This window comes from Pseudomonas sp. SAR267, assembly GCF_052077595.1.
GTDB classification, from domain to species: Bacteria; Pseudomonadota; Gammaproteobacteria; order Pseudomonadales; family Pseudomonadaceae; genus Aquipseudomonas; species Aquipseudomonas vlassakiae.
Window position 1 is genome coordinate 2,375,001 of sequence record NZ_JBQIHU010000001.1, and the last position, 23,346, is coordinate 2,398,346.

Below are 23,346 nucleotides of genomic sequence, written 5' to 3' on the forward strand. Positions count from 1 at the left end.
AAGCGGATTTGGTTATATTTTATACAGTTATTTCATCTTCATCATGTCATTCATCTTTTCCATATTCATTTTTCTTCAAAGTCACCTTATCTATGACCAACGAAACGCCTAAAGCGCCCCCGCTTTATCCGAAAAGCCATCTGTTGGCCGCCAGCGGCATCGCCGCCCTGCTCAGCCTGGCACTGCTGGTATTTCCCTCCAGCGAGGTCGAAGCCAAAAAGACCACCCTCAGCCTGGAGCTGGAAAGCCCGGCCGAGCAGTTGAAGGACGAAGCCAGCAGCACGCCGCTGGTCCAGGCTCAAGGCGATCAGGGCTCCCCCTTCGCACAGATCGACGGCGCCGAAACCAGCACCGGGCAGGCAGCACAAGAAGCGCCGGCCACCGAGAAAACGCCTGAGGCCAAGGAGCCAGGTCACCGCGAAGTGACCGTATCCCGTGGCGACACCCTGTCCACCCTGTTCGCCAAGGTAGGTCTACCGGCCAATGCCGTGCACGACCTGCTGGCCAGCAACAAGCAAGCCAAGCAGTTCAGTCAGCTGAAGCATGGCCAGGTGCTGCAGTTCGAACTCGACAAGGACGGCCAACTGGCCAGCCTGCACAGCAAGGTCAGCAACCTCGAAACCATCCGCTTGACCAAGACCGCAAAGGGCTACACCTTCGATCGCGAGATCAGCAAGCCGGTGGTCCGCACCGCTTACGCCCATGGCGTGATCAAAAGCTCGCTGTCGGCATCCGCCCAGCGCGCCGGACTTTCCCACAGCATGACCATGGACATGGCCAAGGTCTTGGGCTACGACATCGACTTCGCCCAGGATATCCGCCCGGGCGACGAGTTCGACGTGGTCTACGAGCAAAAGGTCATGGACGGCAAGGTGGTCGGCACCGGCAACATCCTGTCCGCACGCTTCACCAACCGCGGCAAGACCTACACCGCCGTGCGCTACACCAACAAGCAGGGCAACACCAGCTACTACACCGCTGACGGCAACAGCCTGCGCAAGGCTTTCATCCGCACCCCGGTCGACTTCGCCCGCATCAGCTCGCGCTTTTCCGCCGGCCGCAAGCACCCGATCCTGAACAAGATTCGCGCGCACAAGGGTGTGGACTATGCGGCCCCACGTGGCACGCCGATCAAGGCAGCCGGTGATGGCCGCATCGAACTGGCTGGCCGCCGCGGCGGTTACGGCAACACCGTGATCATTGCCCACGGCAACAGCTACAAAACTCTTTACGGTCACATGCAGGGCTTCGCCAAGGGCATCAAGACCGGCAGTAACGTGAAGCAGGGCCAGATCATCGGTTACATCGGTACTACCGGCCTGTCGACCGGCCCGCACCTGCACTACGAGTTTCAGGTAAACGGCGTGCACGTCGACCCGCTGAGCCAGAAGGTGCCGATGGCTGATCCGATCGCCAAGAACGAACGCCAGCGCTTCATGCAACAGAGCCAACCGTTGATCGCCCGCATGGACCAGGAAAAGGCCACCATGCTCGCGGCCAACAAGCGCTGACCCATGGCGCTTTATCTGGGGGTGATGTCCGGTACCAGCCTTGATGGCCTGGATATCGCCCTGGTCGATCAGGGCGAGCAGCTTCAGTTGCTCGCCACTCATTACCTGCCCATGCCGACCGACCTGCGCCAGCAACTGCTCAGCCTCTGCAGCAGCGGCCCTGACGAGATTGCCCGCGCCGCGCTGGCAGAGAACCACTGGGCCAGCCTGGCAGGTGAAGGCATACGGCAGTTGCTCGACAAGCAAGGGCTGCCGGCCGAGGCCATCCGCGCCATCGGCAGCCATGGCCAGACCATCCGCCATGAGCCGGCTCGCGGCTTCACCGTGCAGATCGGCAACCCGGCGCTGCTCGCCGAGCTTACCGGTATCAGCGTGGTCGCCGACTTTCGCCGCCGCGATGTTGCTGCAGGAGGCCAGGGCGCCCCGTTGGTGCCGGCCTTCCATGAAACCCTGTTTGGCCACCTCGGCCAACGCCTGGCGGTCCTCAATGTGGGTGGTTTCAGCAACCTGAGCCTGATCGAAGAGGCCAGGCCCGTGCATGGCTTCGACTGCGGGCCCGGCAACGTGCTGCTGGACGCCTGGATCGAGCGCAAGCGTGGTCAGGCTTATGACGCGGATGGCGCCTGGGCGGCCAGCGGCATCGTGCAGGGCGATCTGCTCAGCCGCCTGCTGAGTGACCCGTTCTTCGCCGGCACCGGTCCGAAGAGCACCGGCCGAGAAGTGTTCAACCTGCCATGGCTGGATGCCCACCTGGCGAGTCTACCGAGCTACCGTGAAGAAGATGTCCAGGCCACCCTGCTGGAGCTGACTGCGCGCGGCATCGTCGAATCGTTGCAAAACGCCCAGCATGGCACCGAAGCACTGCTGGTCTGCGGCGGCGGCGCTCGCAATGGCGCCCTGATGAATCGGCTTGCCGAACTGCTGCCCAAGGCCCGGGTAACCAGCACCGGTGCCCATGGCGTGGATCCGGACTGGGTCGAGGCCATGGCCTTTGCCTGGCTCGCCCACTGTTGCCTCGAGGGCATTGCCGCCAATCGCCCTAGTGTGACAGCGGCCAAAGGGTTACGCGTACTCGGCGCGATCTACCCCGCCTGACCCCTAGCCACAAAGCAAAACGCCGCGCAATAGCGCGGCGTTTTCGTACAGCCTTGGCTCAGATCGAGAACGAAGAACCGCAACCGCAGGTGGTCGCAGCATTCGGGTTCTTGATCACGAAGCGCGAACCTTCCAGGCCTTCCTGATAGTCCACTTCGGCACCGGCGAGATACTGGAAGCTCATTGGGTCGACCACCAGCGAAACGCCTTCACGCTCGACAATGGTGTCGTCTTCAGCCACGTCCTCATCGAAGGTGAAGCCGTACTGGAAGCCCGAGCAGCCGCCACCGGTGACGAACACGCGCAGCTTGAGGCGGTCATTGCCTTCTTCGGAAACCAGGTTCTTCACCTTTTGCGCGGCGCCGTGGGTGAATTCCAAAGCCGTAGGGGTGAAGGTTTCGACGCTCATGTTTATTCTCCCGGCGCGGTAGCCGCCATAAAACTCGATGACGCGCATTATCCGCTTCTCCGAGAAAATTGGTCAAGAATTGTGCGGCTTTAGTCGCGACAAACAAAAAGGCCCGCACTGGGCGGGCCTGTTCCATCAGCGAGCGCTTACGGCAGCAGGCCGGCATGGGAAAGGCCCATGCGCTCGTCCAGGCCGAACAGGATGTTGAGGTTCTGCACCGCCTGGCCCGAAGCCCCTTTGACCAGGTTGTCGATTACCGACAGCACCACCACCAGATCCCCCCCCTGCGGGCGATGAACGGCGATACGGCAGACGTTGGCTCCGCGCACGCTGCGGGTTTCCGGGTGGCTGCCGGCCGGCATCACGTCGACGAACGGCTCGTCGGCGTAACGCTTTTCGAACAGCGCCTGCAGGTCGATCGACTTGTCGGCGACGGTCGCATAAAGGGTGGCGTGGATGCCACGGATCATCGGAGTCAGGTGCGGCACGAAGGTCAGCCCGATGTCCCTGCCAGCGGCCAGGCGCAGGCCCTGGCTGATTTCAGGCAGGTGACGGTGGCCCTTGACCGCGTAGGCCTTCATGCTTTCGCCTGCCTCACAGAACAGCGACCCCACCGCTGCACCACGGCCAGCGCCGCTGACGCCCGACTTGCAGTCGGCAATGAGGCGCGAGGGGTCGGCCAGGCCAGCTTCGAGCAGAGGCAGGAAGCCCAGCTGGGTAGCGGTCGGGTAGCAACCCGGCACGGCAATCAGGCGTGCCTGGCGGATTTTTTCACGGTTGACCTCAGGCAAGCCGTAGACGGCGTCCTTGAGCAGCTCTGGAGCGCCATGTGGCTGGCCATACCATTTGCCCCACTCGGCTGCATCCTGCAGGCGGAAGTCGGCGGACAGGTCGATCACCTTGGTCCCGGCAGCCAACAGTTCGCCAGCCAGGGCATGGGCGACCCCGTGCGGCGTGGCGAAGAACACCACGTCGCAGGCGGCCAAGGTTTTGCTGTCCGGCACGCTGAAAGCCAGGCCGTCATAGTGGCCGCGCAGGTTCGGATACATGTCGGCGACCGCCACGCCCGCTTCGGAGCGCGAAGTGATGACCGCCACTTCGGCCTGAGGATGCTGTGCCAGCAGACGCAACAGTTCGACGCCGGTGTAACCCGTGCCGCCGACGATACCGACCTTGATCATAACGCTTGCCCCTTATCAACGAGCCGTCTGGAAAGCGCACGATGATAGGGGGGCAAAGCGGCTGTAACAACTCTTGGGGTGCCCCTTCGAGCGCTTGGGCTCTACTATCTGACGACCGTGATTACCTGAAGGAACTCCCTCCATGCTTTACCTATGGATCAAAGCGCTGCATATCGTCAGCGTGGTCTGCTGGTTCGCCGGCCTGTTCTACCTGCCCAGGCTGTTCGTTTACCACGCCCAGAGTCAGGACAGCGTCAGCCAGGAACGCTTCGTTACCATGGAGCGCAAGCTGTACCGCGGCATCATGAACCCGGCAATGATCGCCACTTACGTGTTTGGCGCCTGGATGCTCTACCTGACACCCGGATGGCTGAGCCAGGGCTGGCTGCATGCCAAGCTCACCCTGGTGATTCTGCTGACCGGCTACCATCACATCTGTGGTGCCCAGCGCAAACGCTTCGCCGCCGGCAACAATACCCGCAGCCACGTCTACTACCGCTGGTTCAACGAGGTGCCCGTACTGTTCCTGCTGGGCATCGTGATTCTGGTGGTGGTCAAACCGTTCTGACATGACACGATGGAGCCTGATCCATGCCCCTGCCCGCTTCGCTTGAACAACGCCTGCGCTTGCCTGTGGTGGCAGCGCCGATGTTCCTGATTTCCAACCCCGAGCTGGTACTGGCCTGCTGTGGCAGTGGCGTGGTCGGCAGTTTCCCGGCGTTGAACCAACGTGACAGCACCGGTTTCAAGGCCTGGCTGGAAGAAATCGAGGCGGGATTGGATCAGTTGCAGGCGCCAGCACCCTATGCGGTGAACCTGATCGTCCACCCGACCAACCCGAGGTTACAGGCTGACCTCGCACTGTGCGTCGAGCACCGCGTACCCATTGTCATCACAAGCCTCGGCGCCGTGAAGGAAGTGGTGGATGCAGTGCACGGCTACGGCGGCCTGGTGTTCCACGACGTCACCACCCGCCGTCACGCCGAGAAAGCCGCCGAAGCTGGCGTCGACGGTCTGATCGCCGTTGCAGCCGGCGCCGGTGGCCATGCAGGTACCTGGAGCCCGTTCGCGCTGGCGGCCGAAATCCGCCAGTTCTTCGACAAGACCCTGCTGCTGGCCGGCTGCATCAACCACGGTCACGAGATTCTCGCTGCACAGTTGCTCGGTGCCGACCTGGCCTACATGGGCACGCGTTTCATTGCCACCCACGAAAGCCATGCCCAGGCAGCCTATAAGCAGATGCTCCTTGAGGCCCAAGCCGCAGACATCATCCACACGCCTGCCGTCTCCGGCATCCCGGCCAGCTTCCTGCGCCCCAGCCTTGAACAGGCCGGGTATGACATGGCGGCACTGAAATCCGGGCACGAGCAAGGCAAGCTCAAGCCGATCGACGATGAAGCCAAGGCCTGGAAGACCGTCTGGTCGGCCGGCCAGGGCGTCGGCGAAATCCATGACTTGCCTGCAGCCGCCACACTGATCGAGCGCCTGCACAACGAGTACCGCGCCGCCTTGGCGCGCTTCCAGGCGTTGCGCGACAAGGCCCTCTAGCAAAAGGCAACAACTCGCGCGGCCAGGCTGTACACTAGGCGCCCTCTTCAGCCCCCAGGAGCCTTGCATGACCCGTTACGCCATGATTACCGGAGCTTCCAGCGGCCTGGGCCTGGCCCTGGCGGAAGCACTGGCACGGCGCGGGCGCAACCTGATCCTGGTGGCACGCCATCGAGAAACGCTGGAGCCGATAGCGCTCGAACTGGCCCAGCGCTTCGGCGTCGAAGTGCTGCTACGCGCCTGTGACCTCAGCCAACCCCTGCGGCTGTCCGGTTTCGTGCTGGAACTGGAAGAAGGCGAGCGACGCATCGACCTGCTGGCCAACTGCGCCGGCCAGCGGACCTATGGCCCGTTCCTGGCCCACGAATGGGCCGACGAACAGGACTTGCTGGAGGTCAACATCCTTGCCCTGAGCCGACTGTGCCACGCCATTGGCAACCTGATGGCGGTGCAAGGTGGCGGGCAGATCCTCAACGTCGCTGGGCTGGCCGCTGTGGCACCGGGGCCGGGCATGGCCACCTATGCCGCCAGCAAAGCCTATGTGATGCACTTCAGCGAAGCGCTGCGCGAAGAGCTCAAGCCTGCTGGCATCAAGGTATCGGTGCTTTGCCCCGGCCCGGTCCGCTCGTCGCGCCGGCGCATCCCCCGGCTTGAAGGCAACAGCCGTTGCCTGAGCCCTGAAGAAGTGGCGTTGTGCACGGTGCGCGCATTGGCGAAAAATCGCGCAGTGATCATGCCGGTACGCCGTGATCGCTGGCTGGCCTTCGCTCCGCGCCTGCTGCCGCGCTGGTTGACACGCAAGCTGGCCGGCTTCATCCATCGCCGTTACTGCCCGGTTGGCATGGAATAGCCACTGGGCGAGTGACGCCCGGCTGAGTACACTCGGCCCGACACTCACCATGGAGCAAGTGCTGTGGAAGATCTATTCATCAAGATCATCAAGCGGGAGATCCCGGCGAAGATCATTTACGAGGACGACCAGGTTCTGGCGTTCCATGACATCGCGCCGCAGGCGCCGGTGCATTTTCTGGTCATCCCGAAAAAGCACATCCGCACCCTCAATGACCTGACCGAAGAGGACAAGGGCCTGGCCGGCCACATCCTGTTTACCGCCCAGCGCCTGGCCAAGGAACTGGGCTGCGAGGATGGCTTCCGCGTGGTCATGAACTGTAACGAGCAAGGCGGCCAGACCGTCTATCACATCCACATGCACGTGCTTGGCCAGCGCCAGATGCACTGGCCACCGGGCTGACCCAAGGCAAGCTCCTCCTGAGCGATTGAGGTAAACTGTCGGGCATCACTTCAGCGGAGGTGCCCGATGGCTACCGAACGTCACTACTCGCCGCTCGACCGCTTGTTGCTGCAGGCCGATACCGCCATGCGCACCTTGCTGCCCTTCAGCGGCCAACCCTCCCGCCCATCGCCGGCGATCATCCAGCCTGATGCGGAACTGGATGACAACCAGACCCGCCACATCGCCGGGCTGATGCGCATCAACCATACCGGCGAAGTCTGCGCCCAGGCGTTGTATCAGGGCCAGGCCCTGACCGCCAAGCTGCCGCAAGTGCGCAAGGCCATGGAACATGCTGCCGAAGAGGAAGTCGACCACCTGGCCTGGTGCGAACAACGTATCCGTCAGCTGGGCAGCCACCCGAGCGTGCTCAACCCACTGTTCTACGGCATGTCATTCGGCATTGGCGCTCTTGCCGGCCTGGTCAGCGACAAAGTCAGCCTGGGTTTCGTCGCCGCTACCGAGCATCAGGTCTGCAAACACCTGGACGAACACCTGGAACAGCTGCCGCAGGAAGACGAGAAATCCCGCGCCATTCTCCAACAGATGCGCGTGGATGAAGAGCAGCACGCCGAGTCTGCCCTTGAAGCTGGCGGCTACCGCTTCCCGATGCCGGTGCGTTTCGGCATGAGCCTGCTGGCCAAGGTCATGACCAAAAGTACCTACCGCATCTGACAAGGACACACGCATGAGGGACCGTATCGACGCCAAGGACCTGGCGCGCGCCGTGCAAGCCGGCATTCTGCAGCCTGGCCAAGACCAGGCCTTGCTGGCTTTCCTGCGCCAGCAAACGCCAGCCCAGGGCAATTTCCAGCTTGCCCATGTCGCCTTTTACTTCGGCGCGCTGCTGATCATGGGAGCAATGGGCTGGCTGCTCACCGAAGCCTGGATGACAATGGGTGACGGAGCCTTGCTGGCCATCGCCACACTTTATGTCGTTCTCCTCACCTCGTTCGCCCTCAACCTGCAGGGGCGCAAGCAACCGGTTGCCGCCGGGGTACTGGCCGCCGTCGCGGTCAGTATCGTGCCGTTGGTCGTGTTCGCCATCGAGCGCCTGACGGGTTGGTGGCCACTGGATGATGCACAGGCGGACTATCACCAGTACTACACCTACGTGCAGGGTGGCTGGCTGCTGATGGAGGCCGCCACCGTGGTTGCCGGGCTGCTCATGCTGCGCCTGGTTCCCTACCCCTTCGTGGTGATGCCGATCGCCGTGGCCCTGTGGTTCATGTCGATGGACCTGAGCGAATGGGTGTACGGCTCGCCCTTCTCCTGGGAACAGCGGCGCACGGTGTCACTGTGGTTCGGGCTCGGCTTGCTTTTGGTATTCCTGATCGTCGATGGGCGTACCCGCGAGGACTATGCCCACTGGGGCTATCTGGCTGGCCTGGCGGCATTCTGGGGCGGGCTGACGATGATGGAAAGCGACAGTGAACTGGGCAAGGCTCTGTACTGCCTGATCAACCTGGCCTTGATGGGTGCTGCGGTGTTGTTGCGCCGGCCGGTGTTCATGGTGTTCGGTGCGCTGGGGGTAGCAGCTTATCTGGGTTATCTGTCTTACGACGTGTTAGCCGAATCGCTGCTGTTCCCGCTGGTGCTGAGCCTCATCGGGCTGGGGGTGATCGGCTTGGGGTTGGGGTATCAAAAGCGGCGGGAGCAGTTGAGCCGGGCGGTCAGAAGCAGTTTGCCGGCATGGTTGCTGGAAGCCTTCCCGGTCCTGCGTGACTGACTGCGGCTCGCCGGGGCCGCTGCTCGGCCCCGATCGTCGGACTCAGCCCAGCTCTACGATTTCATAGCCATGGGTGATTTCAACACCGGCACGTTCGAGCATGATCGACGCCGAGCAGTACTTCTCAGCCGACAGCTCCACCGCACGCTTGACCTGAGCCTCTTTCAGCCCTCGCCCTTTGACCACGAAGTTCATGTGGATCTTGGTGAACACCTTCGGGTCTTCACTGGCACGCTCGGCTTCCAGGAACGCTTCGCAGCTTTCCACCGCCTGGCGCGACTTCTTCAGGATGCTCACCACGTCGAAGCTGCTGCAGCCTCCAAGGCCGAGCAGGAGCATTTCCATCGGGCGCACGCCCAGGTTGCGGCCGCCCGCCTCGGGCGGGCCGTCCATCACCACCACGTGGCCGCTCCCCGACTCACCGAGGAACATCGCTTCACCGGCCCACTGGATGCGTGCCTTCATCTGTCCGTACTCCTGGATTCGCAAAAGGGTGTCAGCTTAAGCCTTGTATGCCTGTCGGAAAAGCTCAATGCGAGTCGCTTTAGTGGCAAAACTTCAAGCGCTGTCTGATAAGCTGGCGCCAATTGACTGGCGCGTCGCGTCAGACAAGGTCTAGAAGAGCCTATGCCTCGCCTCGAACAGGATTTCGTGATGGTTGCCTCAGCCCTACCCGCCAAGATCAAGAACATCGACAAACTGCTGGTTCATTGCCAGCGCCGCCGCTACACCGCCAAAAGCAATATCATCTGCGCAGGCGACCGTGCCGAAACGCTGTCGTTCATCATCAAGGGCTCGGTCACCATCCTGATCGAAGACGACGAAGGTCACGAGATGATCATCGCCTACCTCAACAATGGCGACTTCTTTGGCGAGCTGGGGCTATTCGAACCGGCAGGCGGCGAGCAACAGCGCAGCGCCTGGGTACGTGCCAAGACCGAGTGCGAAGTGGCAGAGATCAGCTACGACAAGTTCCGCGAACTGGCCCGCCAGGACCCGGAGATTCTCTACGCCCTGGGTAGCCAGATGGCCCAGCGCCTGCGCAACACCACGCGCAAGGTCGGCGACCTGGCCTTCTTCGACGTTACCGGCCGCGTGGCCCGTTGCCTGCTCGACCTGTGCAAGCAACCGGATGCCATGACCCACCCGGACGGCATGCAGATCAAGATCACCCGTCAGGAAATCGGTCGAATCGTCGGTTGCTCACGGGAAATGGTCGGCCGCGTCCTCAAAGACCTCGAAGAACGCAGCCTGGTACAGGTCAAGGGCAAGACCATGGTGGTCTACGGCACTCGTTAATCCTTGGGCAGCGCCGCCAGCACGTCGCGGTAGGCCAGGGACAGGCGCTCGAACCAGGGCGCCTCAGGCGCCACTTCGTGCAGGGCGATATGGCTGTCGGCGCGGCAGCGTTGCTCCAGGTCGCAGCACTCATTGAAGCGGTTGACCGCCGCGACCATCGACTCGCGCTCGTTGTCCAGCAGCAGCGCGCCATGCACCAGCACCACCGGGCGTTTGCCACCCAGGCCCTGGCGCCAGCGCTGGGCCGTACCGACCAGTTTGCGGCCATTGAGGTTGACGTTGTAACGACCATCACAGAAGGCACCATCGATTTCACCCACCGAAGCGACGCCGCCCCACTCGCGCAGCACATCGCACAATGGCAGGCACAGGCGTTCGTAGGCGCTTTCGATTCGGCCATGATCGCCTTCGCTACGCGGGGCCACGTAGACCAGTGCAACGTTCACCGTCGCGTGCGACTGCGGCACCGGCTCACCACCGGTTTCACGCAGCAGGACCGGCCAGCCGGCAATTGCCAGCTCCGAGCAGGCGGCTTCGAAGTTGTCCAGGCGGCTCATGCGGCGTGGCATGACCAGGGCGTGATCGGTGGGGCGCCAGAACAGCACGCCGCAATCGCGCTCGCCACGGCAGACGGCAGCGAGTAGCTCCTGCTCGGCATGCAGGCCCTGCTCGACGGTGAGGGCCAGGGGTTGATCGGTCATTGATCCACCTTTCATATTGTTTTTGCGGGCATGAAAAAGCCGGCATCAAGCCGGCTTTGTTTCGATCAGTCCAGAGGCTGAACAGTCTTCTTCACCTGATCCGGGAAGAACAACCGCTGCAGCTCCAGCCCCGGATGCGGTGCGCGCATGAACGCCTCACCGACCAGGAACGAGTAGACCTCGTTGATCTCCATCAGCTCGACATCGGCACGGTTGAGAATTCCGCTCTCGGTAATCGCCAGACGCTCTCGTGGAATGCGTGGCAGCAGGTCGAGGGTGGTTTCCAGGCTGACTTCGAAGGTGTGCAGGTTACGGTTGTTCACCCCCACCAGCGGCGTATCGAGGGTCTTCAGCGCACGCTCCAGCTCATCGCCATCATGCACCTCGACCAGCACGTCGAGGCCGACATCCTTGGCCACCGAAGCCAGCTCCGCCATCTTCACATCATCCAGCGCCGACACGATCAACAGCACGCAGTCGGCACCCAGGGCACGGGCCTCGAAGATCTGGTACGGGTCGACCATGAAGTCCTTGCGGATCACCGGCAGCGAAACAGCCGCGCGGGCCTGCTGCAGGTACTCGTCTGCGCCCTGGAAGTAATCCACATCGGTCAGCACCGACAGGCAGGTCGCCCCGCCTTTCTCGTAGCTGACGGCGATGTCCGCCGGCACGAAGTTCTCGCGGATCACGCCTTTGCTTGGCGAAGCCTTCTTGATTTCGGCGATTACCGCCGGCTGCTTTCGCTTGGCCTGCTCGATCAGCGCATTGGCAAAGCCACGCGGGGCATCAGCTGCCTTGGCCAGGCGCTCCAGTTCGGCAAGGCTGACGCGCGCGCTGCGCTCGGCCACTTCCTGGAACTTGCGGGCGATGATCTTTTCCAGCACCGTCGGCACACTCATGCTTCGTTCTCCACCTTGAATACTGCAGTAAAGGCGCCCAGTTCCTGCAGTTTCTCCCAGGCCAGCCCGGTGTGCAGTACGTCGTGGGCCAGTTCCACGCCAGCCTTCAGGCTCATGGCATGGTCAGCGGCATACAGTGCCGCGCCAGCATTGAGCACGATCATTTCGGCGGCCTTCTGGCCGTTTTCGGTCTTGCGCCGGCCCAGGGCATCGCGGATCAGCTCCAGCGAGGCCTGCGGCGTCTCGACAGCCAAGCCATGCAGGCTCTGGCTCTTCATGCCTAGGTCTTCGGGTTCGACCCAATACTCTGTGATCTCGTCATTCTTCAGCTCGGCGACGAAGGTTGGCGCAGCCAGGCTGAACTCGTCCAGGCCATCCTTCGAGTGCACCACCAGCACATGCTTGCTGCCCAGCCGCTGCAGGACCTCGGCCAACGGGCGGCATAGCGCCTGGGTGAACACACCGACCACCTGGTGCTTCACACCGGCCGGATTCGTAAGCGGGCCGAGCATGTTGAACAGGGTACGCAGCCCCAGATCGCGACGCGGGCCAGCGGCATGTTTCATGGCACTGTGATGGCTCTGGGCGAACATGAAACCGATGCCCAAGCTGTCAATGCAGCGAGCGACCTGGGTCGGAGTCAGGTTCAGGTAGATACCGGCGGCTTCCAGCAGGTCGGCGCTGCCGCTCTTGCCCGACACGGCACGGTTGCCATGCTTGGCCACGCTGCAGCCGGCAGCGGCGAGGACAAACGCGGACGCGGTGGAAACGTTGAAGATGTTGGCGCCATCACCGCCGGTACCGACGATATCCACCACGCCATCGAGGCTTTTCAGTTCGACTTTGTCAGCCAGCTCGCGCATCACCGAGACCGCACCGACGATCTCGTCAATGCTCTCGCTCTTCATGCGCATGCCCATCAGGAAGGCGCCGATCTGCGCCTCGCTGCATTGGCCGGTCATGATCTGGCGCATGACGTCACGCATTTCATCGGTGCTGAGGTCCAGGTGACCGACGATGCGGCCCAACGCGCTCTTGATATCCATGATCAATCCTTAGCGGCGGCCGCCGGTCTGCTTGAGGAAGTTGGCGAACAGCTCGTGGCCCTGCTCGGTGAGGATGGACTCGGGGTGGAACTGTACCCCTTCAATGTTCAAGGTCTTGTGGCGCAGGCCCATGATCTCGTCGACCGAACCGTCTTCATGGGCAGTCCAGGCGGTGACCTCCAGGCAATCCGGCAGGGTTTCGCGCTTGACCACCAGGGAGTGGTAGCGGGTTACCGTGAGCGGGTTGTTGAGCTCGGCGAACACGCCGAGGTCGCGGTGGTGCACCGGGCTGGTCTTGCCATGCATGACCTGACGGGCACGCACCACATCACCGCCGAAGGCCTGGCCGATGGACTGGTGGCCCAGACATACGCCGAGGATCGGCAGCTTGCCGGCAAAATGCAGGATGGCTTCGATGGACACGCCTGCTTCGCTCGGCGTGCACGGGCCTGGGGAAACAACGATGCGCTCGGGGTTGAGGGCTTCGATCTCGGCGATGGTCATTTCATCATTGCGAATGACCTTGACCTCGGCACCCAGCTCGCCAAGGTACTGAACAACGTTGTAAGTGAATGAGTCGTAATTGTCGATCATCAGTAACATCGGGCTAAACCTCTTGAATCTACTGACTTCAAAAAACGAACCTTCCTACACCACCGCAGGCACGGTTTGGCCACGAAGGGCAGTCGCTAAACGGACAGGAAGGTAAACGGGGACGGGCCGGACTGGCCGGCAGGAGATAAAGTCAGGCGCGCCAACGCCAACGGGCATGGGCCTTGATTACGCGCATCAAGAGTTTGCTGACGATCAACACAGGATAGGTCTCGCTCATACTTGCAGGCACAGTAGCCTACCGGGGCGGCTGGCGCAATATGCCTGTAAACACGGGGAAACGAATGGACTTGGGAGGGATGCAAAGCGATTTGCTAAGGTCGAGCAGCTACTCCTCATAAAAACAATGAATAGGATGTTCAACGATGCGAAAAGCCCCCCTGGTACGGTTCACCCTCGCCTCGCTGGCCTTGGCCTGCAGCCAGGCCTTCGCCGCGCCTTCGCCCTACTCCACATTGATAGTTTTTGGCGACAGCCTCAGCGACGCCGGGCAGTTTGGTGACGCACGCTTCACCAACCGCAATGCCAATGGCGACTACGCCCCGGTGTCGCCGATGATCCTGGGCGGTCGGCTGGGCGTGAACCCGACAGCGCTCGGCTCCTCCACCTCCCCCGTCAATCCGTTGCTGGGGATTGCCGATGGCAACAACTGGGCGGTCGGCGGCTACACCACCCAGCAGATCCTGAATTCGATCACCAGCACGTCCGAAACCATCATCCCGCCAGGTCGCCCTGGTGCCGGACTGGTTCTACGGGAAAAACCGGGCTACCTGGCCAACGGCCTGCGTGCCGACCCCAATGCGCTGTACTACCTGACCGGCGGCGGCAACGATTTCCTGCAGGGGCTGGTGAACAGCCCGGCCGATGCCATCGCCGCCGGCGGCCGTCTGGCCGCCAGTGCCCAGGCGCTGCAGCAGGGCGGGGCTCGCTACATCATGGTCTGGCTGCTGCCTGACCTCGGACAAACCCCAAACTTCAGCGGCACGCCCCAGCAAAACCCGCTGTCGCTGCTTTCCGGTGCATTCAACCAGTCGCTGCTCAGCCAACTGAGGCAGATCGATGCCGAAATCATCCCGCTGAACATTCCCGTGCTGCTGAGCGAGGCCCTGGCGAGCCCCAGTCAGTTCGGCCTGGCTATCGGCCAGAACCTGGTTGGCACCTGCTACAGCGGCGAAGGATGCTTGGGAAACCCGATATATGGCATAAATGGCACAACGCCAGATCCGACCAAATTGCTGTTCAATGACTCAGTACACCCAACCATTGCCGGCCAGCAACTGATTGCCGACTACGCCTATTCGATCATTTCTGCTCCCTGGGAGTTGACCCTGTTGCCGGAAATGGCTCACGCCAGCTTGCGTGCGCACCAGGACGAACTGCGCAATCAGTGGCAGTCACCCTGGCAGGCCGTCGGCCAATGGCAAGCTTTCGTCAGCACCGGTGGCCAGGACCTGGACTTCGATGACCAGCGCAGTGCTGCCAGCGCTGACGGACACAGCTACAACCTGACCTTGGGCGGCAGTTACCGTCTCAACGACGCCTGGCGCCTGGGCCTTGCCGGTGGTGTATACCGGCAGAAGCTGGAGGCCGGTGAACAGGACTCGGACTACAAGCTCGACAGCTACCTGGCCAGCGCCTTCGCCCAGTTCCGGCAGGACCGCTGGTGGGTCGATGCCGCGTTGAGCGCGGGTCGTCTGGACTACCACGACCTCAAGCGCACCTTCGCACTTGGCGTCAACGACCGCAGTGAAAAGGGTGACACCGATGGCGAGGCTTGGGCCGTGACTGCCCGGGTGGGCTACAACCTGGCGGCCGAAAGCAGCAGCTGGCAACTGGCACCTTTTATCAGTGCCGATCATGCGCGGGTAAAAGTCGATGGCTATGACGAAAAAAGCGGGCGATCGACTGCGCTGGGCTTTGATGATCAGGAGCGGACTTCGCGGCGCCTGGGCGTTGGGCTGCTAGGCAGCGTGCAGGTACTGCCGGGCACCCGGCTGGTTGCCGAGGTGGCGCATGAGCATGAGTTCGAGGATGACCAACAGGATGTGACCTTGCACCTGACGACGTTGCCGGCCAATGACTTCACGCTGACCGGGTATACGCCGCACAGTGATTTGACCCGGGCGAGCCTGGGAGTGAGCCATGAACTGGTGGCGGGGGTGAACCTGCGCGGGAACTACAACTGGCGCAAAAGTGATGAGTTGACTCAGCAGGGTGTGAGTCTGGGCGTCAGCATCGACTTCTAAATCCTTGGGGCTGCTTTGCAGCACTTCGCGGGCTTGCCCGCTCCCACAGGGATCGCACATGCTTCAAGACTTGCGCAATATCTGTGGGAGCGGGCAAGCCCGCTAAGGGCCGCAAAGCGGCCCCAATCGATTTACTTGGCGGTAGTCTGCTCAGCCAGCGCCACGGCACGGAACATCGCCCGGCGCTTGTTGATGGTCTCTTCCCATTCCAGCGCCGGCACCGAGTCGGCAACGATGCCGCCACCTGCCTGCACATGCAGTTCGCCATCCTTGATCACCGCTGTACGGATGGCAATCGCGGTATCCATGTTGCCGTTCCAGGCGAAGTAGCCGACCGCACCACCGTAGACGCCACGCTTGACCGGCTCAAGCTCGTCGATGATCTCCATCGCACGGATCTTCGGTGCACCCGACAAGGTGCCCGCCGGCAGGATTGCCCGCAGCGCATCCATCGCGGTCAGGCCTTCACGCAGTTGGCCGGTGACGTTGGACACGATGTGCATCACGTTGGAGTAGCGCTCGATCACCATCTTCTCGGTCAGGCGCACGCTACCGGTGGACGAGACCCGACCCACGTCATTGCGGCCGAGGTCGATGAGCATCAGGTGCTCGGCGATCTCTTTCTCGTCCGACAGCAGGTCGTCTTCCAACGCCCGGTCCGCTTCTTCGGTAGCCCCACGCGGGCGGGTACCGGCGATCGGGCGTACGGTGACCAGGTTGTCCTCTACTCGCACCAGCACTTCCGGCGAACTGCCGACCACATGGAAGTCGCCGAAGTTGAAGAAGTACATGTACGGCGTCGGGTTGAAGCAGCGCAGCGCGCGGTACAGGTCGATGGGTGCAGCCTTGAAGTCGATCGACATGCGCTGCGACGGCACGACCTGCATGCAGTCACCGGCCAGGATGTATTCCTTGATACGGCCCACCGCGTTCTCATAGTCGTCCCGGGTGTAGCTGGAGCGGAACGCCGGTTCGGCAGCCATCGGGCCGCTCAAGTCCAGGCCGCGACGCGGGGTGATGGGCTGGCGCAGTGTTTCCAGCAGGTCTTGCAGGCGTGCCTGGCCTTGCTCGAAGGCCTGCTCTTGCGCCGGGTCAACCAGCACGATGGCGTGCATCTTGCCCGCCAGGTTGTCGAACACCACCACCGCGTCGGAAACCATCAGCAGGATGTCTGGCACGCCCAGCGGGTCCGGGTTCGGGCTGGCACCCAGGCGCTTCTCGACATAGCGCACGCAGTCATAGCCGAAGTAGCCGACCAGGCCACCGTTGAAACGCGGCAGGCCAGGGATGTCGGCGACCTTGTAGCGGTCCTTGAAGCTTTCGACAAAGGCCAGCGGGTCTTCGACGTCGTGGCTTTCCACCTCCACGCCATCCTGCAGAATGCTCACGCGGTAACCATGCACGCGCATGACGGTGCGCGACGGCAGGCCGATCATCGAGTAACGGCCCCACTTCTCACCGCCCTGCACGGACTCGAGCAGGTAGGAGTTGGCCTGGTCGGCCAGTTTCAGGTAGATCGACAGCGGCGTGTCGAAGTCGGCCAAGGTTTCACAGGCCAAAGGGATGCGGTTGTAGCCGGTAGCGGCCAGGCGCAGGAATTCTTCGCGGGTCATGGGTAGCCTCGTGGCAAGCAGCAATAGGGTCGGGCAAGCGGACGGGCCGGCAGGCGCCGGCAGGCATGAGTCAGGCGCGCCAGCGCCAACGGGCCAGGGCCTTGATGACTTTCATCCAGAATTTGCCAGTGACCGCCACGGTGGACTCTCTGTCTTGGGAGGCTTGAAGGTCCGCCAACGTTATCCCAGTGGCCGGGTCTGCGCAACCAGGCAGCAGAGCGCGCAGGTCGTCGACCACCAGGCTGGGCGATTCCTCGGTGATTGGCCGGCCATGGTTGTAGCCATAGGTGAGACCCACACATTGCACCCCGGCTGCTTTGGCCGCCAGCACATCGCTGCGCGAATCGCCGACGAACAGCGACTGCTGCGGGCTGACACCGGCCATCTGCATGACGAACAGCAGCGCCGCCGGGTCGGGCTTTTTCTGCGGCAAGGTATCGCCACCGATGATCCAGCGGAAGTAGCGGCCGATCTTCATCTGGTCCAGCAACGGTGCGACAAAGCGCTCCGGCTTGTTGGTGATCAGCGCCATTTCCACGCCCCGCTTCTGCAGCCAGCGCAGGGTGTCTTTCACGCCGGGGTAGAGCACAGTGAGCTCATGGTGTTCGGCGTATGCGTCCATGAACAGCGCCAGCCCCTTTTCGGCCAGCGCATCGTCCACCTCTTCATGCTCGATGCCACCGGCCAGCGCGCGGCGCACCAGTATCTGGGCGCCGTTGCCAACCCAGTGGCGCACCGCCTCAAGACCCGCTGGCGGGCGCCCCAGTTCGAGCAGCATGCGATCCACGGCGGCGGCCAGGTCGGGGACCGAGTCGATCAGCGTACCGTCCAGATCGAACATCACCAGCCTGGGCAGCGTCCCCGGGAACAGCTGCTCGAAGCCACTCATGGGCGGGCCTGGGCCAGTTCGGCACGCATCTTGGCGATGACTTCCTGGTAGTCAGGGGCGTTGAAGATCGCCGAGCCGGCTACGAAGGTATCAGCGCCAGCGGCGGCGATTTCGCGAATGTTGTTGACGTTGACGCCGCCGTCGATCTCCAGGCGGATGTCGCGGCCGCTGGCATCGATCAGCGCACGCGCTTCGCGCAGCTTGTCGAGGGTGCCAGGGATGAACTTCTGCCCGCCGAAGCCTGGGTTGACGCTCATCAGCAGGACCATGTCGACTTTGTCCATCACGTACTTCAGGGCATCCAGGCTGGTGGCCGGGTTGAACACCAGGCCGGCCTTGCAGCCGCCGTCCTTGATCAGTTGCAGCGAGCGGTCGATGTGCTGCGACGCTTCCGGGTGGAAGGTGATGTAGGTGGCGCCGGCCTCGATGAAGTCGCCGATGATGCGGTCGACCGGGCTGACCATCAGGTGCACGTCGATCGGCGCGGTCACGCCGTATTTGCGCAGCGCGGTGCAGACCATCGGGCCGATGGTCAGGTTGGGTACGTAGTGGTTGTCCATGACATCGAAGTGGACGATGTCGGCACCCGCAGCCAGAACCTTGTCGACGTCCTCGCCCAGACGGGCGAAATCGGCAGAGAGAATGGAGGGGGCAATAGCGTAGGGCTGCATGGCGCACCTGTTGGCAGAATCACGGTGGCGCGCATTGTAACTCAGGGAAGTCTATCAGGGCTGATTAGCATCAACCTGTACGGGCCTCTTCGCGGCTAAAGCCGCTCCCACAGGGTTCGCATACCTCCTGCGGGAGCGGCTTTAGCCGCGAAGAGGCCGGTACAGACAATGCATCATCAGGCAGGTTGTTGAGTCCTGAGCTTCTCGCTACGCCCGCGCAACCACTCCAGGGTCAGCAACAAGACCACCGAGAAGGCAATCAACAGCGTCGCTGCCGCTGCAATGGTCGGGCTGAGGTTCTCGCGAATGCCGCTGAACATCTGCCGCGGCAGGGTCGCCTGCTCCGGTCCGGCGAGGAACAGCGTCACCACCACTTCGTCGAACGACGTGGCAAAGGCGAACAGTGCCCCCGAGATCACCCCGGGGGCGATCAGCGGCAAGGTCACCCGACGGAAGGTCAACAACGGCGAGGCGCCGAGGCTGGCAGCCGCACGCACCAGGTTGTAGTTGAAGCCCTGCAAGGTCGCCGACACGGTGATGATGACGAACGGCACGCCCAGCACTGCGTGCACGAGGATCAGCGAGGTGAAACTGTTGCCCATGCCCAGCGGGGCGAAGAACAGGTAGCTGGCCACGCCGATGATCACCACCGGTACCACCATCGGCGAAATCACCAGCGCCATCACCAGCGATTTGCCCGGGAAATCGCCACGGGTCAGGCCGATCGACGCCAGGGTGCCAAACACCATGGCCAGTACCGTGGCCGCTGGCGCGACGATGATGCTGTTCTTCAATGCCCGCATCCACTCGGCGGAGGCAAAGAAGTCGTGGTACCACTGCAGCGAAAAGCCTTGCAGTGGATAGACCAGGAAACTGCCGCTATTGAACGACAGCGGCACGATCACCAGCACCGGCAACACCAGGAACAGCAGGATCAGACCGCAGAGGATGCGCAGGGTGTAGAACCAGACCCGTTCGACGGGCGACATGTAGGGGCTCAGCATCTCAAGGCTCCTCAGCTCAGGCGCAGGCGGCTGGCGCCGACCAGCCAGCTATAGATCAGGTACAGCAGCACGGTCGCCAGCAGCAACAAGCCACCCAGGGCAGTGGCCATGCCCCAGTTGATGCTGGTGTTGGTATAGAAGGCGACGAAGTAGCTGACCATCTGGTCGTTCGGGCTGCCGAGCAGCGCCGGGGTGATGTAGTAGCCAATGGCCAGGATGAATACCAGCAGGCAACCGGCGCCTACCCCGGCGTAGGTCTGCGGGAAGTACACCCGCCAGAAGCTGGCAAACGGGTGGCAGCCCAGCGAAATCGCCGCACGCATGTAGCTCGGCGAAATACCTTTCATCACGCTGTACAGCGGCAGGATCATGAATGGCAGCAGGATGTGCACCATCGAGATGTACACGCCAGTGCGGTTGAACACCAGTTCCAGTGGCTGGTCGATGATGCCTATCGCCATCAGCGCACTGTTGATCAAACCGCCGGACTGCAGCAGCACGATCCACGCTGCGACCCGTACCAGGATCGAGGTCCAGAACGGCAGCAGCACCAGGATCATCAGCAGGTTGCTCTGCCGGGTCGGCAGGTTGGCCAGCAGGTAGGCCAGTGGATAGGCCAGTACCAGGCAGATGGCGGTGATCACCACACCCATCCACAGGGTGCGGGCAAAGATATCCAGGTAGATGGCCTGGTCGGGGGTGGCTTTGGCCAGCTCGCCAAGGTCATCGATGCGGTGGTCGAGCGACGCCAGTAGGTAGAACGAGGTCAGCGAGCTGGTATTGCGGCGAATCGCCTGCCAGTAGGCCGGGTCGCCCCAACGCTCGTCGACTGCCTGCAAGGCATCCTTGTATGAGGCAGGCTCGGCCTTGAACGGCAGCGCCCGTGCGGTTTTGGCCAGCAGGCTGCGGTAGCCGGCCAGCTCCATGTTCAGGCGCTTGGAGAGGTCGCCCAGGGTCTGGTTCTTGCGCGACTCGGCCAAATCTTGGCTCAGCGCCTTGTAGACGTCTTCGCCGGGCAGGCTCTTGCCGTCCCACTGGCTGATCAGCTCGACCGTGCGCGGCAGGCCGCCGACCACTTCCGGGTTGCCGACGCTCTTGTACAGCAGCGCCGCGATCGGCACCAGGAACACCAGCAGGAGAAACAGCGCCAGCGGCGCTATCAACGCCTGCGCCTTCCAGCGGTTGACCCGCTCGGCATGCTTGAGGCGCTGCTTGAGACTTGGACCTGCGCCTTCGTTGAGGGGCACTGCAATGGCCATGGCGAACTCCGCGATACAGGCTGAAATTGGGGCCGCAGCGCGGCCCCGCTTCCCGGTTTCTTACTTCTTCGCCGCCCAGGCGTTGAAGCGTTGCTCCAGCTGCTCGCTGTTGTCGGCCCAGAAGGCCACGTCGATCTGCACCTGGTTGGCGATGTTCTCAGGCGTGGTCGGCATGTCTTTCTTCACCGCATCGGCCAGCAGCGGGACGGCCTTGGAGTTGGCCGGGCCGTAGGCAATGTTCTCGGAGTAGGTCTTCTGCTGCTCGGGCTGCACGGTGTAGGCGATGAACTTCTTCGCCTCCTCCACATCCTTGGCGCCTTTCGGGATCGCCCAGGCATCGAAGTCGTAGATGCCGCCGTTCCACACCACCTTGAGGTTGCTCTCTTTCTGCACCGCAGCGATGCGGCCGTTATAGGCCGAGCTCATGACCACGTCACCCGAGGCCAGGTACTGTGGCGGCTGGGCGCCGGCTTCCCACCACTGGATGCTTGGCTTGAGCTCGTCGAGCTTCTTGAAGGCGCGATCCACGCCCTCCTTGGTGCCCAGCACCTGATACACGTCCTTCGGCGCAACACCGTCGGCCATAAGGGCGAACTCGAGGGTGTACTTGGCGCCTTTGCGCAGGCCACGCTTGCCCGGGAATTTCTTGGTGTCCCAGAAATCGGCCCAGCTGGTCGGTGCGGTCTTGAGCTTGTCGGCGTTGTAGGCCAGCACCGTGGACCAGACGAAGAAGCCCACGCCGCAAGGCTGGATGGCGCCCTTCACATAGTCGGATTCATTGCCGAACAGCGCCGGGTCGAGTTCTTCGAACATGCCCTCGTCGCAACCACGGGCCAACTCTGGCGACTCCACCTCCACCAGGTTCCACGACACGCTGTTGGTGTCGACCATGGCTTTGACCTTGGCCATTTCACCGTTGTACTCACCCGCGACGATCTTGCCCTTGCCGGCCTTCTCCCATGGCTCGTAGAACGCCTTGACCTGGGCAGCCTTGTTGGCACCGCCGAAGGAAACCACGGTCAGGTCCGCCGCCATGCTCTGGCCGGCGGCGCACAGGCCGAGAGCCAGGGCGGTCAGTTTCAACTGCTTGCGCATTATTATTCTCTCCACAGTACAGGGTTGGTGAAGCAATCGATCAGTGGGCTTCGGCAATCGGATCGAGCGCGCGGGCGTGCTCCACCTCCCAGCCCAGGGGTACCACATCGCCCACGGCCAACGCCGGGTCGAGCTCGGCGATCGGCTGTTTGACGAAGAAGTCGGCCTTGCCACAGACCTCCAGGCGCACCCGTACGTGGTCGCCCAGGTAGATGAACTCGGCCACGCGGCCAGAGAAGCGGTTGACGCAGCTTTCGCTGTGGCCGTTGAGGCGCACGCGCTCGGGGCGTACCGAAAGGGTCACCGGCTCGCCGGCCTGGCCGACATTCACCGCCAGCGCCTCGACCCGCTCGCCACGGGCCAGCTGCACTTGGCAACGCTTGCCATCGCTGGCCAGCAGGGTGCCGTTGATGCGGTTGTTCTCGCCGATGAAGTTGGCGACGAAGGTGTTGCAGGGTTCTTCATAAAGGGTGCGCGGGTCGGCGATCTGCTGGATTTCGCCCTGGTGGAACACCGCCACGCGATCGGACATGGTCAGTGCCTCACCCTGATCGTGGGTCACGTAGACCACGGTCACGCCCAGGCGCTGGTGAATGTGCTTGATCTCCATCTGCATGTGTTCACGCAGCTGCTTGTCGAGGGCACCCAGCGGTTCGTCCATCAATACCAGCTGTGGTTCGAACACCAGTGCCCGAGCCAATGCCACACGCTGCTGCTGACCGCCGGAAAGCTGGCCGGGGTAGCGCTTGGCGAAAGCATCGAGCTGGACCATGTTCAGCACCCGCTTGACCCGTTCGCTGATGTCGGTCTTGCTCAGGCCGCGCACGGTCAGCGGAAAGGCCAGGTTCTCGGCCACGGTCATGTGCGGGAACAGTGCGTAGTTCTGGAACACCATGCCGATGTCGCGCTTGTGCGGCGGCACGTTGTTGATCGAGCGCCCGGCCAGCTGGATTTCACCGGCGGTCGGGGTTTCGAAACCGGCCAGCATCATCAGGCTGGTGGTCTTGCCCGAGCCGGAGGGGCCGAGCAGGGTGAGAAATTCACCCTTGCGAATGTCCAGGTTGAGGTTTTTGACGATCAGCGATTCGCCGTCGTAGCTCTTCTGCACACCACGGAAGCTGACCAGCGTCTCGCTGGTGGCAGCGTTCGAATTCGCCTCGCTCATGCCTGCACCTTCTTGTTGGAATGACTGCGTAGGCAAAAGAGTAGAAGAGCCGCCAGCGCCCGGAAATCGGCGGTGCTGAGAGA

24 protein-coding genes are annotated in these 23,346 nt (G+C 62.6%); 10 read left to right on the forward strand and 14 right to left on the reverse strand.

The features are described 5' to 3' along the window. The first annotated feature begins 92 nt into the window (after positions 1-92). Entirely contained in the window at positions 93-1,511 is a 1,419-nt protein-coding gene (locus ACTORR_RS11490; protein ID WP_054885188.1) for a peptidoglycan DD-metalloendopeptidase family protein, read from the forward strand. A gap of 3 nt (positions 1,512-1,514) precedes the next feature. After that, positions 1,515-2,606 (forward strand): anhydro-N-acetylmuramic acid kinase, encoded by a 1,092-nt coding sequence (locus ACTORR_RS11495; protein ID WP_054885189.1) that lies wholly within the window; start codon positions 1,515-1,517, stop codon positions 2,604-2,606. 58 nt (positions 2,607-2,664) lie between these two features. On the opposite strand, the gene erpA is transcribed toward ACTORR_RS11495, so the two are convergent. After that, positions 2,665-3,015, reverse strand: coding sequence for an iron-sulfur cluster insertion protein ErpA (gene erpA / locus ACTORR_RS11500; RefSeq protein ID WP_015268740.1), 351 nt, complete (start codon positions 3,013-3,015; stop codon positions 2,665-2,667). A 146-nt stretch (positions 3,016-3,161) separates the two neighbouring features. Then, on the reverse strand, positions 3,162-4,196 hold the full coding sequence (argC, locus tag ACTORR_RS11505) for an N-acetyl-gamma-glutamyl-phosphate reductase (RefSeq protein ID WP_099813712.1): 1,035 nt from the start codon (positions 4,194-4,196) through the stop codon (positions 3,162-3,164). A gap of 142 nt (positions 4,197-4,338) precedes the next feature. Between argC and hemJ the strand changes: the two genes are divergently transcribed. From hemJ to ACTORR_RS11535, 6 genes are all read left to right on the forward strand, one after another. Further along, entirely contained in the window at positions 4,339-4,764 is a 426-nt protein-coding gene (hemJ, locus tag ACTORR_RS11510) for a protoporphyrinogen oxidase HemJ (RefSeq protein ID WP_286935771.1), read from the forward strand. 23 nt (positions 4,765-4,787) lie between these two features. Then, positions 4,788-5,744: an NAD(P)H-dependent flavin oxidoreductase gene (locus tag ACTORR_RS11515; RefSeq protein ID WP_099813714.1), complete on the forward strand. Its 957-nt coding sequence runs from the start codon at positions 4,788-4,790 to the stop codon at positions 5,742-5,744. Positions 5,745-5,811: 67 nt separating this feature from the next. Next, on the forward strand, positions 5,812-6,594 hold the full coding sequence (locus ACTORR_RS11520; RefSeq protein WP_099813715.1) for an SDR family NAD(P)-dependent oxidoreductase: 783 nt from the start codon (positions 5,812-5,814) through the stop codon (positions 6,592-6,594). A 63-nt stretch (positions 6,595-6,657) separates the two neighbouring features. Then, on the forward strand, positions 6,658-6,996 hold the full coding sequence (locus ACTORR_RS11525) for a histidine triad nucleotide-binding protein (RefSeq protein WP_286935769.1): 339 nt from the start codon (positions 6,658-6,660) through the stop codon (positions 6,994-6,996). Positions 6,997-7,062: 66 nt separating this feature from the next. Further along, positions 7,063-7,710: a 2-polyprenyl-3-methyl-6-methoxy-1,4-benzoquinone monooxygenase gene (gene coq7, locus ACTORR_RS11530; RefSeq protein WP_054885195.1), complete on the forward strand. Its 648-nt coding sequence runs from the start codon at positions 7,063-7,065 to the stop codon at positions 7,708-7,710. 13 nt (positions 7,711-7,723) lie between these two features. Next, positions 7,724-8,764 carry a DUF2157 domain-containing protein gene (locus tag ACTORR_RS11535; protein WP_286935767.1) on the forward strand — a complete coding sequence of 347 codons (1,041 nt, stop codon included), beginning with the start codon at positions 7,724-7,726 and terminating at the stop codon, positions 8,762-8,764. A gap of 42 nt (positions 8,765-8,806) precedes the next feature. On the opposite strand, the gene ACTORR_RS11540 is transcribed toward ACTORR_RS11535, so the two are convergent. Next, complete coding sequence (locus ACTORR_RS11540; RefSeq protein WP_004376171.1) at positions 8,807-9,229, reverse strand: OsmC family protein; 423 nt, start codon at positions 9,227-9,229, stop codon at positions 8,807-8,809. A 189-nt stretch (positions 9,230-9,418) separates the two neighbouring features. Here ACTORR_RS11540 and crp point away from each other — a divergent pair, with 189 nt between their 5' ends. Next, positions 9,419-10,063, forward strand: a complete 645-nt coding sequence (gene crp / locus ACTORR_RS11545; RefSeq protein ID WP_054885258.1) for a cAMP-activated global transcriptional regulator CRP — start codon at positions 9,419-9,421, stop codon at positions 10,061-10,063. On the opposite strand, the gene ACTORR_RS11550 is transcribed toward crp, so the two are convergent. From ACTORR_RS11550 to ACTORR_RS11565, 4 genes are all read right to left on the reverse strand, one after another. Continuing rightward, positions 10,060-10,764: a lipoate--protein ligase family protein gene (locus ACTORR_RS11550; protein ID WP_054885198.1), complete on the reverse strand. Its 705-nt coding sequence runs from the start codon at positions 10,762-10,764 to the stop codon at positions 10,060-10,062. The two genes, crp and ACTORR_RS11550, sit on opposite strands and share 4 nt — an antisense overlap. 65 nt (positions 10,765-10,829) lie before the next feature. Then, a complete protein-coding gene (trpC, locus tag ACTORR_RS11555; RefSeq protein WP_054885199.1) occupies positions 10,830-11,663 on the reverse strand; it encodes an indole-3-glycerol phosphate synthase TrpC in 834 nt (277 codons plus the stop codon). Further along, the gene (gene trpD / locus ACTORR_RS11560) at positions 11,660-12,709 is read right to left on the reverse strand and encodes an anthranilate phosphoribosyltransferase (RefSeq protein ID WP_054885200.1); all 1,050 of its coding nucleotides are present in this window, start codon (positions 12,707-12,709) and stop codon (positions 11,660-11,662) included. The genes trpC and trpD overlap by 4 nt, the downstream gene beginning before the upstream one ends. 9 nt (positions 12,710-12,718) lie before the next feature. After that, positions 12,719-13,312 carry an aminodeoxychorismate/anthranilate synthase component II gene (locus ACTORR_RS11565; protein WP_054885201.1) on the reverse strand — a complete coding sequence of 198 codons (594 nt, stop codon included), beginning with the start codon at positions 13,310-13,312 and terminating at the stop codon, positions 12,719-12,721. Between the two features lie 374 nt (positions 13,313-13,686). On the opposite strand from ACTORR_RS11565, the gene estP reads away from it, so the two are divergent. Next, complete coding sequence (gene estP / locus ACTORR_RS11570) at positions 13,687-15,567, forward strand: esterase EstP (protein ID WP_286935766.1); 1,881 nt, start codon at positions 13,687-13,689, stop codon at positions 15,565-15,567. Positions 15,568-15,698: 131 nt separating this feature from the next. On the opposite strand, the gene trpE is transcribed toward estP, so the two are convergent. The 7 genes from trpE to ACTORR_RS11605 form a co-directional block, all read right to left on the reverse strand. Continuing rightward, positions 15,699-17,180, reverse strand: coding sequence for an anthranilate synthase component I (gene trpE, locus ACTORR_RS11575; protein WP_054885203.1), 1,482 nt, complete (start codon positions 17,178-17,180; stop codon positions 15,699-15,701). 70 nt (positions 17,181-17,250) lie between these two features. Next, positions 17,251-18,069 (reverse strand): phosphoglycolate phosphatase, encoded by an 819-nt coding sequence (locus ACTORR_RS11580; RefSeq protein ID WP_099813719.1) that lies wholly within the window; start codon positions 18,067-18,069, stop codon positions 17,251-17,253. After that, a complete protein-coding gene (gene rpe, locus ACTORR_RS11585; RefSeq protein ID WP_027917448.1) occupies positions 18,066-18,740 on the reverse strand; it encodes a ribulose-phosphate 3-epimerase in 675 nt (224 codons plus the stop codon). Before rpe ends, ACTORR_RS11580 begins: the two co-directional genes overlap by 4 nt. Before the next feature lie 176 nt (positions 18,741-18,916). Further along, on the reverse strand, positions 18,917-19,744 hold the full coding sequence (locus ACTORR_RS11590; RefSeq protein ID WP_054885205.1) for an ABC transporter permease: 828 nt from the start codon (positions 19,742-19,744) through the stop codon (positions 18,917-18,919). Positions 19,745-19,755: 11 nt separating this feature from the next. Further along, the gene (locus ACTORR_RS11595; RefSeq protein WP_286935484.1) at positions 19,756-21,003 is read right to left on the reverse strand and encodes an ABC transporter permease; all 1,248 of its coding nucleotides are present in this window, start codon (positions 21,001-21,003) and stop codon (positions 19,756-19,758) included. Between the two features lie 60 nt (positions 21,004-21,063). Then, positions 21,064-22,098 (reverse strand): ABC transporter substrate-binding protein, encoded by a 1,035-nt coding sequence (locus ACTORR_RS11600; protein WP_054885207.1) that lies wholly within the window; start codon positions 22,096-22,098, stop codon positions 21,064-21,066. A 40-nt stretch (positions 22,099-22,138) separates the two neighbouring features. After that, positions 22,139-23,263 carry an ABC transporter ATP-binding protein gene (locus ACTORR_RS11605; RefSeq protein WP_054885208.1) on the reverse strand — a complete coding sequence of 375 codons (1,125 nt, stop codon included), beginning with the start codon at positions 23,261-23,263 and terminating at the stop codon, positions 22,139-22,141. Between the last annotated feature and the right edge of the window lie 83 nt (positions 23,264-23,346).

Coding starts and splice junctions, on each gene's coding strand:
- ACTORR_RS11490 (WP_054885188.1), top strand. CDS start 93: ATGACCAACGAAACGCCTAAAGCGCCCCCGCTTTATCCGAAAAGCCAT.
- ACTORR_RS11495 (WP_054885189.1), top strand. CDS start 1,515: ATGGCGCTTTATCTGGGGGTGATGTCCGGTACCAGCCTTGATGGCCTG.
- erpA (WP_015268740.1), bottom strand. CDS start 3,015: ATGAGCGTCGAAACCTTCACCCCTACGGCTTTGGAATTCACCCACGGC.
- argC (WP_099813712.1), bottom strand. CDS start 4,196: ATGATCAAGGTCGGTATCGTCGGCGGCACGGGTTACACCGGCGTCGAA.
- hemJ (WP_286935771.1), top strand. CDS start 4,339: ATGCTTTACCTATGGATCAAAGCGCTGCATATCGTCAGCGTGGTCTGC.
- ACTORR_RS11515 (WP_099813714.1), top strand. CDS start 4,788: ATGCCCCTGCCCGCTTCGCTTGAACAACGCCTGCGCTTGCCTGTGGTG.
- ACTORR_RS11520 (WP_099813715.1), top strand. CDS start 5,812: ATGACCCGTTACGCCATGATTACCGGAGCTTCCAGCGGCCTGGGCCTG.
- coq7 (WP_054885195.1), top strand. CDS start 7,063: ATGGCTACCGAACGTCACTACTCGCCGCTCGACCGCTTGTTGCTGCAG.
- ACTORR_RS11535 (WP_286935767.1), top strand. CDS start 7,724: ATGAGGGACCGTATCGACGCCAAGGACCTGGCGCGCGCCGTGCAAGCC.
- ACTORR_RS11540 (WP_004376171.1), bottom strand. CDS start 9,229: ATGAAGGCACGCATCCAGTGGGCCGGTGAAGCGATGTTCCTCGGTGAG.
- crp (WP_054885258.1), top strand. CDS start 9,419: ATGGTTGCCTCAGCCCTACCCGCCAAGATCAAGAACATCGACAAACTG.
- ACTORR_RS11550 (WP_054885198.1), bottom strand. CDS start 10,764: ATGACCGATCAACCCCTGGCCCTCACCGTCGAGCAGGGCCTGCATGCC.
- trpC (WP_054885199.1), bottom strand. CDS start 11,663: ATGAGTGTGCCGACGGTGCTGGAAAAGATCATCGCCCGCAAGTTCCAG.
- trpD (WP_054885200.1), bottom strand. CDS start 12,709: ATGGATATCAAGAGCGCGTTGGGCCGCATCGTCGGTCACCTGGACCTC.
- ACTORR_RS11565 (WP_054885201.1), bottom strand. CDS start 13,312: ATGTTACTGATGATCGACAATTACGACTCATTCACTTACAACGTTGTT.
- estP (WP_286935766.1), top strand. CDS start 13,687: ATGCGAAAAGCCCCCCTGGTACGGTTCACCCTCGCCTCGCTGGCCTTG.
- trpE (WP_054885203.1), bottom strand. CDS start 17,180: ATGACCCGCGAAGAATTCCTGCGCCTGGCCGCTACCGGCTACAACCGC.
- ACTORR_RS11580 (WP_099813719.1), bottom strand. CDS start 18,069: ATGAGTGGCTTCGAGCAGCTGTTCCCGGGGACGCTGCCCAGGCTGGTG.
- rpe (WP_027917448.1), bottom strand. CDS start 18,740: ATGCAGCCCTACGCTATTGCCCCCTCCATTCTCTCTGCCGATTTCGCC.
- ACTORR_RS11590 (WP_054885205.1), bottom strand. CDS start 19,744: ATGCTGAGCCCCTACATGTCGCCCGTCGAACGGGTCTGGTTCTACACC.
- ACTORR_RS11595 (WP_286935484.1), bottom strand. CDS start 21,003: ATGGCCATTGCAGTGCCCCTCAACGAAGGCGCAGGTCCAAGTCTCAAG.
- ACTORR_RS11600 (WP_054885207.1), bottom strand. CDS start 22,098: ATGCGCAAGCAGTTGAAACTGACCGCCCTGGCTCTCGGCCTGTGCGCC.
- ACTORR_RS11605 (WP_054885208.1), bottom strand. CDS start 23,263: ATGAGCGAGGCGAATTCGAACGCTGCCACCAGCGAGACGCTGGTCAGC.